This is a genomic window from Pseudonocardia yuanmonensis, from assembly GCF_039542425.1.
Lineage (GTDB): Bacteria > Actinomycetota > Actinomycetes > Mycobacteriales > Pseudonocardiaceae > Pseudonocardia > Pseudonocardia yuanmonensis.
On record NZ_BAABIC010000008.1, the window covers coordinates 244766 to 257473 of the forward strand.

The 12708-nt window shown below is 75.1% G+C and carries 10 protein-coding genes and 1 pseudogene; 5 read left to right on the forward strand and 6 right to left on the reverse strand.

From position 1 onward, the window contains the following. Nucleotides 1–30: 30 nt before the first annotated feature. Entirely contained in the window at nt 31–1098 is a 1068-nt protein-coding gene (locus ABD990_RS14525; protein WP_345380997.1) for a hypothetical protein, read from the forward strand. Nucleotides 1099–1207: 109 nt separating this feature from the next. On the opposite strand, the gene ABD990_RS14530 is transcribed toward ABD990_RS14525, so the two are convergent. Then, nucleotides 1208–2791: a universal stress protein gene (locus ABD990_RS14530; protein WP_345380998.1), complete on the reverse strand. Its 1584-nt coding sequence runs from the start codon at nt 2789–2791 to the stop codon at nt 1208–1210. A 195-nt stretch (nt 2792–2986) separates the two neighbouring features. Further along, complete coding sequence (locus ABD990_RS14535; RefSeq protein WP_345380999.1) at nt 2987–3607, reverse strand: hypothetical protein; 621 nt, start codon at nt 3605–3607, stop codon at nt 2987–2989. Nucleotides 3608–3623: 16 nt separating this feature from the next. On the opposite strand from ABD990_RS14535, the gene ABD990_RS14540 reads away from it, so the two are divergent. From ABD990_RS14540 to ABD990_RS14555, 4 genes are all read left to right on the forward strand, one after another. Next, nucleotides 3624–3755: a hypothetical protein gene (locus tag ABD990_RS14540; RefSeq protein ID WP_345381000.1), complete on the forward strand. Its 132-nt coding sequence runs from the start codon at nt 3624–3626 to the stop codon at nt 3753–3755. Nucleotides 3756–4191: 436 nt separating this feature from the next. After that, nucleotides 4192–5049, forward strand: a complete 858-nt coding sequence (locus ABD990_RS14545; RefSeq protein WP_345381026.1) for a universal stress protein — start codon at nt 4192–4194, stop codon at nt 5047–5049. Between the two features lie 110 nt (nt 5050–5159). Then, entirely contained in the window at nt 5160–6350 is a 1191-nt protein-coding gene (locus tag ABD990_RS14550) for an acyltransferase family protein (RefSeq protein WP_345381001.1), read from the forward strand. Further along, the gene (locus tag ABD990_RS14555; protein WP_345381002.1) at nt 6347–7243 is read left to right on the forward strand and encodes an alpha/beta fold hydrolase; all 897 of its coding nucleotides are present in this window, start codon (nt 6347–6349) and stop codon (nt 7241–7243) included. Before ABD990_RS14550 ends, ABD990_RS14555 begins: the two co-directional genes overlap by 4 nt. A 34-nt stretch (nt 7244–7277) precedes the next feature. On the opposite strand, the gene ABD990_RS14560 is transcribed toward ABD990_RS14555, so the two are convergent. The 4 genes and pseudogenes from ABD990_RS14560 to ABD990_RS14575 all read right to left on the reverse strand — a co-directional run bounded on the left by ABD990_RS14560 (nt 7278) and on the right by ABD990_RS14575 (nt 12455). Then, nucleotides 7278–8135, reverse strand: coding sequence for a CPBP family intramembrane glutamic endopeptidase (locus ABD990_RS14560; RefSeq protein ID WP_345381003.1), 858 nt, complete (start codon nt 8133–8135; stop codon nt 7278–7280). 290 nt (nt 8136–8425) lie between these two features. Then, nucleotides 8426–8524 (reverse strand): annotated as a pseudogene (locus ABD990_RS14565) (DNA-binding response regulator); the annotation flags it as partial. A gap of 161 nt (nt 8525–8685) precedes the next feature. Then, entirely contained in the window at nt 8686–9558 is an 873-nt protein-coding gene (locus tag ABD990_RS14570) for a universal stress protein (RefSeq protein ID WP_345381004.1), read from the reverse strand. A gap of 146 nt (nt 9559–9704) precedes the next feature. After that, entirely contained in the window at nt 9705–12455 is a 2751-nt protein-coding gene (locus tag ABD990_RS14575) for a cation-translocating P-type ATPase (protein ID WP_345381005.1), read from the reverse strand. Nucleotides 12456–12708 lie beyond the last annotated feature (253 nt).

Consider the following 12708-nt stretch of genomic DNA (forward strand, 5'->3'; position numbering starts at 1 on the left):
CGCTCGTCGAGGATCAGGCGCTCGTCGGCGATGCCCACGACACTCCAGCCCGAGCAGGACAATCCCGGCGTGGTCACCACGCTGCTCGTGCGTCTGCTCGCGACCCGGCCCGGCGCCCTGATCGCACGCGGACTCTGCGCGCTGCGCTACACCGCCCGCGACGGCCGCCGGATCACACTCCCGGTCGCGTCGATCCCCGACGCGGACCGTGTACTCGTCGTCGTCGGGAACGCCGCCGCCAAGACCTGGTGGCGACACTTCCGCACCCACGAGCAGGCCGCCGACGTCACGATCGGCGGGCGCTGGACGCCGTGCACCGGACGGGTACTCGAGGGCCAGGAGCAGGCTGCGGCACTTGCGGTTCACCGGAAACGCCACCCGCGCACCCCCGTCACGGACTCCGACGAGATCGTGGCGTTCCAGCCTGTCGAACCCGCGTCGGCCGCAGCGAACACACCCGAGACACCGTCGGGAGTGTGGCTGCGCTGGTTCGCCTGGGTCACCCTCGGCGAGTTCACCGGGTTCGTCGCCCCGGCGATCGTGGGGGCGGCATCGACCACCTGGCCGCTGCCGGCGACGGCCGCGGGACTGCTGCTGGCCGGAGCCGCGGAGGGAACCGCGCTCGGTTGGGCGCAGGCCCACGTCCTCGGTCGGGAGCTCCCGGCCCTGCGCCGCGCCCGGTTCGTCGCCGCGACCGCCCTCGCCGCCGTCCTCGCCTACACGATCGGGCTCGTCCCCATGGCGCTGGGCGAGCGGCTCACCACGCTGCCGCCCGCGCTCCTGATCACCGGCGGTGCCATGGGCGGCGCCGTGCTGCTCGCGAGCATCGGCACCGCGCAGTGGCTCGTCCTCCGCCGGGTCAGGGCGCGCTGCGCCTGGTGGATCGCCACCACCGCCGGGGCCTGGACGGCCGGGCTGCTCGTGTTCACCGCCGTCGCCACCCCGCTGTGGCAGCCCGGGCAGCCCCTGGCGCTCACCGTCGCGATCGGGGTGCTCGGCGGGCTGGCCATGGCCGCCACCGTCGCGGCGCTGACCGGAGCCGCCGCCGTGCGACTCGTCACCCGGCGGGCCGGCCACCGCCCTGCCGCCGGGTCCTGAGCACGAGCCGCTGCTGCGGCGCGACCAGGAGGCCGGAACTCGGGTGCCGACGAGCCGACCGAGCCGGGTGTCCACCCGTGACGTCGGCGGGCGGCGTCCGCCGCCGCCGTCACCGGGTAGGTGAAGGAACCCGGACCGGAGTGAGCACGACCGGGCAGGGGGCGAAGCCGACGAGTCCGCGGCTGGTCGAGCCGAGCAGCAGACCGTCGTCGGGTCGAGGCGTCCGGGCCGCGGACCGGGGCGCGGCGACGACCATCCGGGCGGACTCCCCGAGATCCAGCAGGGTTCGCAGGGCCGTGCCCTCGACCGACCGCGTCTCGACCTCCACCCCCGGCACCCGTGCGGCGACCCGGCGACGCGCCCCGGCCGCCACCGCCTCCCCCTGCGCGACCAGCTCCGACCAGTCCTCCCGACGGCGATGGGCACTGCCGTCGGCACCCGCGACGACATCGGACCACGCGTGCACCACGAGCAGCGGTGCGCCGAGGTCACGAGCGAGGTCGCAGGCGAGATCAAGGGCGTCGTCGCCCGCCTCCGTGCCATCGATGCCGACGACGACGGGGCCGGCCGTGGGCGGGGTCCGGTCCGGCGCGGAGCCCCGCACGACGGCGACCGGGCAGGCCGACGCACCCGCGAGCCGGAGGGCGACGGTACCGGCCAGCAGTCCGGAGGAGCTGCCCTCACCGTGGCTCCCCACGACCAACAGGCCGGCGGTGCCGGCCCGGGCGGACAGCGCCTCCGCCACGGCCTCCGGACCATCCCCTCCGGGCACCAGCTCCACCTGCCCGCGGAGCGTCCCGGCCAGTGCGGTCAGCCAGTCGGGTGCCGCAGTTCCCGGCCCGACGAGCAGCAGGTGGAGCGGAGCGCCGCGGGCCTCCGCCACCTCGGCCGCCCAGGCGGCGGCGTCCCGTGCCGAGCGCGTCGCGTCGACGCCCACCACCACCGGCTGCACGGTCGCGCCCTGCTCGGAGTCCACCACGACATCCCCTCGCCCTCGAACGGACTCGTCCTCGATCCGACAGGGACAAACGCATCGACGAGGCCGGTCGAAACTGGGTCCGGCGACGGGCCGGCCACGGACGCCGCTCGGTCCTCGCCGGGTCGGTCCCGCGCCTGGGCCTCTTCCGGTGGAGGCTCGCCCGCTCCAGTCCGGTTCGACCTCGGCCCACTCCCGCTCCCAGCCGGCGGCGTTCACCCGGGCCAGGACCGCACCGATCCCGCGGCGGGCGCCGACGAGGGCGCCGACCAGCAGCACCAGCAGCACCGCGCCGTCGAACACCGCGATCGCGAAGGCGGACAGCCGGGTCGTCGGCGCCTCGACGACGGCGCCGGACCGGTCGACCCAGATGGGCTCGCTCTGTCCGGCGGCCGGCCGGCCCGGCACCCGCACCGTCCCGGTGCGGGGGGTGCCGTCGGGTGCGGTCCAGGCGGCCGGGACCCGCACGGTGACCGGCGCGCCGCGCTCCGCCGCCGGAACGGGCAGCGGCGCGTCGGTGAGGACCGTCGCCTCGACCTGGGTGCGTTCGGAGAGCTCGCGGTCCGCCCGCGCGAACCCGGACGAGTGCACGGCGAGGGCGAACACCCCGATGACCAGCGCACCCACGAGACCGGCCACGGTCAACAGGACGACGGCCGCCCGGTCGACCCGGTCCGTGGTCCGGCGCGGGAGTGGCTCGATCCGCTCTGCTCGCACGTCACGCCTCCCGCCGTCCCTCGTGTCCGCTCCAGCCGACGCCCGCGGGTGGCACCGGCAGCAGGGTCCGTGGTCCCGCCCGGGTCCCCCGGCGACGGCCCTTCCACCAGGACTTCCGTCCGGCGGGCCGGGGCCGGTCCGTGCCGGGCTCTCGGCCGCCGGATGCAGCGGCCGTCGGATGCAGCGGTGCCCGACTCACGTGACCAGGACGGCCGTGACGGCGAACCGCTCCACCTCCGCCACGTGGCCACCCGTGGACACCACCACCATCGCCGGGCCGTGCCCGGCGACGCCGACGGTGGCCGACCACCGCGCACGTTCACCCCCGGCGGGCAGGCAGCACGTCTCGCCGAGCAGCACCGCGCTGCCCGCCGCCCGGACCTGTACCCGCAGGCTCTCGTCGACCCCGGTGATCTCGCCCCCGACCGCGATCGGCGCGGACACCGTGGTGCCGCACGCCGGTGTGTCCACGGTGAGCGTGCTGTCCCGGGTTCCGACCACCACCCAGGCAGCGTCGGGACCCGGACCGAAGCGAGCGAGGTGCACGATCGCAGCCGTCGCCGTGCGGTCGTCGGGTAGCGCGTACCCGACGCCCACCCACGCCTGCTCCCCAACCGTGTCGCTGGAGGTCACCCGGTCGACCCCCACCAGGTCGAGCGCGGCGGCGAACCCGAGCGCGGTCGCCCCGGCGTCGAGGTGCCACGGCTGGTGCCCGCCGCTGCGGTACGCGTTCTGCCACTCGGCGACCTCGTCCGCGTCGACGAAGGGCCAGAGGAACTGGAACCCGGCGGCACGGCCCGGGCAGCGCGTCGGCATTCCGGCACCCGGTGTCGTGACCGGGGCGCCGCCCACCTGCGGCCCCGCCTCCGTGCTCGTCGGTGCGCCCTGCACCGTGCTCGTCGCCGTGCTCGTCGCCGTGCTCGTCGGTGTGCCCGTCGCCGAGCCCGCCCGCGGGGCGCTCTGATCCGCACACCCGGACAGAGCGAGCACCGCCCCGACCACGGCGATGCCGACCACGGCACGACGTACCGCCGGTACACGCCTCATGGCCGCGTCGGCCCGACGACGACCGCGCCGTCGACCATGCTCGCCATTCTTCCTCCCGACGGGTGGGCACCGGCTCCACTGTCGGGCGACGCCCCGGAGCCCGCAGCGGCGCTCCGACCCGTCCTCGCGGGCCCAACGACCCGAGCCCGCCGGGTCGGGCCCAAGGCCCAGGCCTGCGGGGCCGGTCGGCACCTGCGGGAGCCCGGCGGGCCGAACCACCCTGCACGTATGACCCTCCCCGCCCCGATCGCCGCCCCGACAGGGCTCGCCGTGCTGCTCGGCGCGCCCAGCCTGCAACCGGCCGCGCCGCGGTGGACGCCGTGAGCGCAGGCGCCTGGACGACCCGTCCCGTGGTGGTCGGGACCGACGGGAGTGGCGGGGCGACCCGCGCCGTGGCCTGGGCCGCCGAGGCGGCACGGCTGCGGGAGCTCCCGCTGCACGTCGTGTGCGTCCTCCACCGTCGCCCAGCCGGCCCGCCCCTGGTCGCGGAGTCCCTGCTGACCCGAGCCGGCGCGGTCGCGAGGATCAATGGAGGTGGACGGCCCGTCGAGACACGGATCGCCGTCGGGAGCCCCACGCACGTGCTCGCGCGCCTCGCCGCCGACGCCGAGCTCCTGGTGGTGGGGCACCACGGGGGTGGTCGCGCACTGCCCACGCTCGGGGGCACCGCGGCACGGCTGACCGGTCTGTCGCCCGGTGCGCTCGCGGTCGTGCGTGCGGCACCCGGACGCCCGGTGCCCGATCGTGATCGGCCGGTGCTGGTCGCGGTCGACGGCCGGCCCGGCAGTGCCGCCCTCGTCCGCCACGCCGCCGAGCTCGCTGCGCGCCGCGATGCCGACTTGCACGTGGCACACGTGTGGCGGGAGAGCCCCTCGGACGTGGTCAGCCGGCTCGGCCGGCGGGAGCGGGCCCCGCACCGGGAGGAGGCCGAGCGCGCGCTGGAGGAGATCGCGGCGTCGGTCGAGGCGGACCACCCTCGTCTGCGGGTGCGCTGGACGGTGGAGCGGGGCTATCCGGCGTGGTCCGTGCTCGAACTCTCGGACGCCGCCCAGCTCGTGGTCGTGGGCCGCCACCGGGGCCGCAGCGTCGGGGCGCTGGCCACGGTGCTGCTCCAGGCGTCGAGCTGCCCGGTCCTGCTGCCTCCGCGGTCGCTGACCACGGCCTCGGGTCGCCCGGTCACCGCGAGCGCCCTCGACGCCGTCCCCCTCTGACGGAGGCGGCGGGAACGCGTGCCTCGGTCGGCGGGAAGTCGACCTTGTACCCTGCCGGGCCGGGTCCTCGGCCCGCATCCCTGCAGGGGTGTGCGGGGGAGAGTCGTGTCGTGACCACGACCGGCGCCCCGGCCTCCCGGACCCGTTTGGCCCACCTGGACGACCTCAAGGTCCTCATGGTGGCCTGGGTCATCGGCGGCCACGCCCTGCTGGGCTACTCGGCAGTGGGTGGGTGGGCCTACGACGAGCTGAACGAGGTGACGTTCACGCCGGGCGTCGAGATCGGGTTGGTCGCGGTCCTGGGGCCCTCCGGGCTGTTCGTGATCGGCCTGTTCTTCTTCGTCGCCGGCCTGCTCACCGAGCGCGCGATCCACCGGCACGGACCGGGCCCGTACGTGCGGGACCGGCTCGTGCGCCTGGGCCTGCCGTGGCTGCTGTCGGCGCTGCTGATCTGGCCCCTCTCGGTGTGGGTGGCGTCGGTGACCGCGGGCATGCAGGTGTCGCCGTGGTGGGTGTTCACCCACCGGGACCCGTTCCTCGACGCCGGGTCGCTCTGGTTCGCCCTGGTCCTGCTCGTCTTCTCGATCGCGTTCGCCGGCTGGACCGCCCTGCACGGGGGGCCTCCCGCGCCGTCCGGCCCGCTCACCGGGTGGCACCTCGCCGGGGCGACGGCCGCGATCGCCGTCGCCACCGTCGTGGTGCGGCTGGTGTTCCCGGCCCGCAGCGGTCAGATCGCCGACCTGCACCTGTGGCAGTGGCCGCAGTGCCTCGGGATGTTCCTGCTGGGCGTCGTCGCGGCCCGCCGAGGGTGGGCCGTGCACATCCCCGACCCGATCCGGCGGGCGTGCGGCTGGATCACCGTCGGGGTGCTGATGGCGCTGCCCGTCCTCGCCGTGGCCAGCGGCCTGCACGACGTCGCCCGCGACGACGGGCCCTATCTGGGCGGCTGGACCTGGCAGGCCGCGGCGACCGCGGCGGTCGAGGCGCTCCTGGTGACGTGCGGGTCGATCGCGTTCGTGGGACTCGCGGAGCGGCGGCTGCACGGTGCCGGGCCCCGGGCGCGGCGGTGGTCGCGTGCCGCCTTCGCGGCCTTCGTCGTCCAGGGGCCGGTCCTGATGGTCACGGCCGCAGCGTTGCGCCCGCTGCCGGTGCCCGCCGAGGTCAAGGCGCCGGTGGTGGCGGTGGTGGCGATCGTCGTCTGCTTCTGGCTGGGCGGCCTGTGGCGCGAGGCGGCCCGCCGACGGCGTGAGGATCGACGGGCGTCCGCGGCGGACGACGGCGCGGCGAGGGACCTGCAGTGACCCGACGCCCCGTCGACGCCGCGCAGGCCTCCCGGACGCTGCACCACGTCGACTTCGGCGGTCCGCCCGGCGCCGTGACCGTGGTGTGCGTGCACGGGCTCGGGGGATCGCACCTGAACTGGGACCGGCTGGCGCCGCTCCTGCGCACGCGGCACCGGGTGCTGGCCGTCGACCTTCCCGGCTTCGGGCTCAGCCCGCCGCACCGGGGTCCGGCGACGGTCCGGCGCAACGTCGACGTGCTGGCCGGGTTCCTCGCGTCCTGCCGAGCACCCGTGACGCTCGTCGGCAACTCGATGGGCGGCCTCGTCTCGGTCCTGGTCGCCGACGAGTACCCGGACCTGGTAGGAGCGTTGGCGCTGCTCGACCCGGCGCTGCCGGCACCGGGGCGGCTGCTGCGGTCACCGGCAGCCCTCGTACGGGTTCTGGCCTACGCCGTCCCGGGCAGCGGGGAGTACCTGCGGCGCGCCCGGCGCAGGCGGATCGGCGCCCGGGCGACGGTCGAGGAGACGCTGCGGCTGTGCGGGATCGACCCCGACACGGTGCCGCCCGACCTGCTGGCCCGATCCGTCGCCCTCGTCGAGCACCAGGACGACGTCGCCGGCGTCGACCGCGCCTTCCTCTCGGCGTCGCGGTCGCTGACCTGGGCCCTGGCCCGGGCCCACACCTACGAATCCGCCATGGCGGCCCTGCGGATCCCGGTGATGCTCGTGCACGGCGACCGCGACGGGCTCGTCCCCGTCGGCGCCGCCCGCGCGGTCGCCCGGCGTCGTCCCGACTGGCGCTACGTCGAGCTGAGCGGCGTGGGGCACGTCCCGCAGCTGCAGGCCCCCGACGAGGTGGCGGGTCTGCTCCTGCCCTGGCTCGACGAGATCGACGCGGCGCCACCCCGGTAGGCGCGTTCCCTGTCCTGGCGGCACCTCGCCACCGTCAGCGCTGCCGCGGCTCCTCTCCCTGCGCCTCGGTGGGCACCCTCGACGGTCCGCGGCCGCCAGGACGGTGGTCGAACCCGAGCCTGCCACGGGTGAGAGCGACCAGGAGTGCCGCTGCCAGGAGGAGCGTGCCCAGGATGACGAGGTCGACGACGAGGTTGTCGTCCACCAGGAGGAGGTGGTCCAGCGACGGGCTGAAGGCGCCGTGCAGCAGCACACAGAGCAGGACGCTCTCGGTGCGGTTGTAGAGCCAGGTGTAGAAGACGACGAACAGCATCGGCCCGACGAACCCCAGCCCGTACAGCGGCAGGTGCCACAGCCCCCAGACCAGCCCGAGCAGGAGCGTCGCGACGAGCGGCGAGTGCCGGGCCTGGAACCGGTCGAGGGCGAACCCGCGCCACCCCGGCTCCTCCTGGCCACCGCCGACCAGCGCGACGACGACGAACGTCGCCAGCCAGGAGACGGCGGCGTCGGGCAGGCGGTCGAGGTGGACCCGCTCCCCCAGGCCGGCGAGCACGAGGTTCATGGACCCGAACAGCACCACCGGCAGTCCCAGTGCGTACAGGTAGAAGCGCACCGGTACGCGCCACCGCAGCAGCGACCGGAACCAGGTCCGTACCGAGCTCTCGCTCCAGTGCGTCACGAGCACCGCGGCCGCTGCGGGCCCGAAGGCACCGGCTGCCTGCAGGACGAACCCGCCGATCCCGAACAGCGTCGGCGCCCACAGGACCCAGGAGATGACGTAGGCCAGGACGACGAATGCGAGCAGCGGACGGCGCGCCGCCCAGCCGGCGATCCCGCGTCTCGATCGCGCCGGAGCGTCCACCCCGGCCGCTCCGTCGAGTTCCGACCCCATGCGTCGGCCTCCTTCCCGTGCTGCGGCGTGCCGAGGCTGTCCCAGGCTCAGGGAACCGGATCTCCGGGCAGCGCGCGAAGGGCTGGAAGTCCTGCCTGACGTACGTCGGAGTTCCCGTTGTCCGCGACCAGGAGCCCGTCGCGATCCGGTCCGCGGTGCGCTGCAGGTCGGCTCCGGTGACGCCGACGAGGACCAGGAGCGTCGCAACGCCGCGATCAGATCCCGGACGGCCTTCCGGTGCCTGCCGGACGACCCAGTGCGCCCGGGGAACGGGCGCGGCGCCGGTGGCGCGCTTCTCCCACGACGCAGATGTCGTCCTCGGTCTCGAGCAGCTGGGCGATGCCGCGACGGACGATCTCGTGATCGTCGAGCAGGAACACCGAAGGCACGCTTCCTCCTCGTGCAGGCGGTCGACCGGGACCGTATCCCCTCGCTACCGGTGTGCCGAGGCGCGGCTCGATGTTCCTGTGTGGACGGCGGCGAGGATGGCCGAGGGGGTCGAGGTCTGTCGGGCGCGAGGGGAAAGGCAGCGGCCGGCTCTGACCGGGGGTCAGAGCCCTCGGACGACGGCGACCGGGCTGTGCGCGTGGTGCAGCACGGCGCGGGCGGTCGAGCCGAGCAGCGCCTGGGCGACCCGGGCGCGGCCGGTCGAGCCGACGACGACGAGGCGGGCGTCGACCGACCGCTCGACCAGGGCCCGGGCCGGCGCCCCCTGGACCAGGTCCTGCCTCACGGGCACTCCGGGATACTTCTCGCTCCATCCGGCCAGTCGGCACGCGAGCACCTGGCTCTCCTCGGCGTCGAGTGCGGCAGGCCCGCCCGGAACGGCCGCCTCCGGATCCTGGAGATCGGCCGAGGCGTGCACCGCGACCAGCGGAGCACCCCATGCGTCGGCCTCGGCGAAGGCGAAGGCCAGCGCGGCCTCGCTCGCCGGCGAGCCGTCGACGCCCGCGACCACCGGCCGCGTGTGGTCGGTGCCGGTCAGCGCGGCTGCGGACTCCGCGGGTCCGCGGACCACCACCACGGGACACTCTGCCCGGCGGGCCATGGTGTCGCTGACCGAGCCGACGAGCAACGCGGCGAAGCCGCCGACGCCCCGGGCTCCGAGCACGAGGGTCTGCGCGTCAGCGGACTCCCGGGCCAGGACCTCGAAGGGATCATCCTCGACGACCGCATGTTCCACGGCGAGCTCGGGAGCGACCGTCCGCGCGAGGTGCGCGGCCGTCCACAGCTGCCGGCGCGCGTGCTCGTGCATCCGGGCGTTCGCCTCCGGCGGCGTGGACCGGGGCAGCTGGTAGGCGCGAACGAGGCGCAGCACCCGGCGGTGCCGGGCGGCGTACGCCGCGGCCCAGCGCGCCGCCTCGGCGGCGAGGTCGGAGCCGTCGATGCCCACGACCACCGCTCCCCGGAGCCGGTTCGTCATCGTTCCTCCTCGAGTCGTCCCTCCGGACGACGTCCCGGAGATCCGCACCACCGTCGCGCAGTGACGAACAGGTCCGCAGCGGCTCTCGGGCCCGAGAGGCCGGGGCGAAGGACCCGGTACCGCCGCGACGTCGGCCCCCGACGCCGTCAGTCCGCGCGACCACGCAGCTTCTTCTCCGCCACCACGACCGGGAGCACGATCGCCCCGGCCGCCGCGGCGAGCACCCACTCGCCGAGGGCGAGGCTCGTGGTACCGAACAGCGCCTGCATGAACGGCAGGTGCACGAACGCGGCCTGCAGGAGCAGGAGCACGCCGATCCCGACGAAGACCATCCGGTTGCTCACCAGTCCGACCGAGCGGACCGGTGCGTGCAGGGTTCGGCACAGCAGCAGGTAGAAGATCTGGAAGAAGGCCACCGAGGTGACCGCGAGGGTCTGTGCCGCCGCCAGCTCCCGCGGCTGCGCAGCGGGATCCGACGGGGCGGTGGCGAGGAACAGGACGATCGCCACCGCGGCCATGAGCACCCCGACGTAGACGGTGCGGGCCAGGACCCACCGCGACAGCAACGGCTGCCCTGCAGGCCGCGGCGGGCGGCGCATCAGCCCCGGCTCGCCGACCTCCACGGCCAGGGGAAGGGCCAGCGACACGGTCGCGACGAGGTTGATCCACAGGATCTGCACCGGGGCGATCGGCAGTACCGGTTGTCCTGCGACGATCGGGAAGGCGAGCACGGCCGCGAGGACGACCAGGCCTTCGCCGACGTTGGTGGGCAGCGCGAACACCAGGGCCTTGACCAGGTTGTCGTAGACGCGTCTGCCCTCCTCGACCGCGGCCCGCAAGGTCGCGAAGTTGTCGTCGCCGAGCACGATGTCGGCGGCCTCCTTCGCCGCGGCGGTGCCGGAGACACCCATCGCCACGCCGATGTCGGCCTGGCGCAGCGCCGGCGCGTCGTTGACCCCGTCGCCGGTCATCGCGGTGACGGCACCGTCGGCCTGGAGAGCCTTGACCAGCCGCAGCTTGTGCTCCGGTGCAACCCGGGCGAAGACGGCGATGCCGGCGGCCCGGTCCCGCAGCTCGTCGTCGGACAGGGCCCCGATCTCGGCCCCGGTCATCGGCGGGCGCTCGCCCACGATGCCGAGTTCCCTTCCGATCGCGGCCGCGGTCGCCGCGTGGTCGCCGGTGATCATCTTGACGTCGATGCCCGCGGAGTGGCACGCGGCCACGGCGTCGACGACCTCCGCCCGGGGTGGGTCGACCATCGCGACCAGCCCCAGCAGCGTGAGGGCACCCGCGGCGAGCTCCTCGTCGACCGCCTGCCCCGGCCGTCGCGCCACGACGAGCACCCGCTGGCCGGCGGCGGCGTAGCGCTCGACTGCGCGGGCCGCCTCGCCGTCGGCCGGATCGACGGCGGGCAGCAGCGCTTCGGGCGCGCCCTTGAGGTAGCTCACCGCGTCGGCCCTCGCCGGGCTCCGCGGCGCGCTGACCATGTAGCGCCGCGCGGAGTCGAACGGCAGCACCGCCTGCGGCGGACGGTGGCACAGCTGTTCGAGATCGATCCCGGCTCGCTCCGCCGCCACGAGCAGCGCCCCGTCGGTCGGATCCCCCAGAACGGCGCGGCCCGCGGTCGCGCCCCGGCTGTCGCCGTCACCGCCGCCGGCCGGCTCCTCCAGCCACGCCTCGTTCGCGAGCGCACCGGCGACCAGCAGCTCGCGGAGCCCCGCCGGAGGCTCGTCGACCGTGTCGCCGTCGAGGGTGATGCGGCCGGCGGGCGAGTAGCCGACACCCTCGAACTGCGCCTCGGCGCCATCTGGGGTCCACGCCCGACGCACCATCATCTCGTTGCGGGTCAGGGTGCCGGTCTTGTCGGTGCAGATGGTGGAGGTCGAGCCGAGGGTCTCCACCGCGGGCAGCTCGCGCACCACGGCTCGTCGGCGCGCCATCCGGCGCACGCCCACTGCCAGTGCGATCGTCACGATGGCCGGCAGGCCCTCGGGGATGGCGGCGACGGCCAGGGCGATGGCGGCCAGGACGGCGTCGGCGAGGGGATAGCCGCGCAGCAGCGCCACACCGAGCAGCACCACCGCGACGGCCGCGATCGTCTTGGTGATCGTGGTGCCGAGTCGGGCGATCGCCCTGGTTAGCGGGGTTTGCGTGTCCTGGACCTCCCCGAGGAGCCCCGAGATGCGGCCGAGTTCGGTGCGGTCGCCGGTCTCGACGACCACCGCTTCCCCGCTGCCTGCGGTGACCAGTGTGCCGCCGTGCAGCAGCGACCGACGCTCGGCCAGCTCGGTGGTGGTGGGCACCGCCTCGGTGGCCTTGTCGACGGGGACCGACTCGCCGGTGAGGGCGGACTCGTCGACCCGCAGTCCGTCGGCGCGCAGCAGCCGCATGTCCGCGACGACCCGGGACCCGGCCTCCACGGCCACCACGTCCCCCGGGACGAGATCGTCCGCACCGGTCCGGCCCCATCGTCGGTCACGCAGCACGGTCGCCGGCTCGGCGATCATCTGCGCGAGCGCCTGGATGGCCCGGCCCGCGCGGTACTCCTGGACGAAGCCGATCACGGCGTTGAGCACGACCACCCCGAGCACGACCGACGCGTCGGCGAGTTCCCCGAGCACGAACGCCACCCCGGCCGAGATCAGCAGGGCGTAGATCAGCGGGCTGGTGAACTGCCGCCCCAGCACCGACCACGCGGTCGGGCCACGACGACGGCTCAACGTGTTCGCGCCGTGAACGGCGAGGCGCCGCTCGGCCTCCACGGCGCTCAGTCCCTCGGCCCCGCTGCGCGTCCTCGCGAACACCTCGGAGACCGATGCCGCGTGCCAGGGGAGGTCCTCGGTCTCGGCGGAACCGGTCACCGTACCGGGTGGGTCGTCGCGGCCGAATCCGGTCATTCGCCCATCTTGGCCGAGAACGATCGGTCGGTACGGCTGCGGGACGACCCGCACTCCCGCGCCAGCGGGCCGGAATGCCCCGGTTCGTGCGGTCTCGTCCTGCTCGCGGGCGCTGCGAGGGAGCGTCTAGTGCCTCGTCCAGGAACGTTGGGGTCGTAACCGTGTCGGCTTGATCAGTTCCGGTCTGGCGCTGGAGGCTGTCCGCCGGAGGTGGTGGGCATGCCGCGACGGCCCGAGGTCTTCGTCCGGGAGC

Bases quoted from the DNA above. Each gene is read 5' to 3' on its own strand.
- ABD990_RS14575 (WP_345381005.1), bottom strand. From the start codon at position 12,455: ATGACCGGATTCGGCCGCGACGACCCACCCGGTACGGTGACCGGTTCC.
- ABD990_RS14570 (WP_345381004.1), bottom strand. From the start codon at position 9,558: ATGACGAACCGGCTCCGGGGAGCGGTGGTCGTGGGCATCGACGGCTCC.
- ABD990_RS14535 (WP_345380999.1), bottom strand. From the start codon at position 3,607: ATGCCGACGCGCTGCCCGGGCCGTGCCGCCGGGTTCCAGTTCCTCTGG.
- ABD990_RS14560 (WP_345381003.1), bottom strand. From the start codon at position 8,135: ATGGGGTCGGAACTCGACGGAGCGGCCGGGGTGGACGCTCCGGCGCGA.
- ABD990_RS14525 (WP_345380997.1), top strand. From the start codon at position 31: ATGCCCACGACACTCCAGCCCGAGCAGGACAATCCCGGCGTGGTCACC.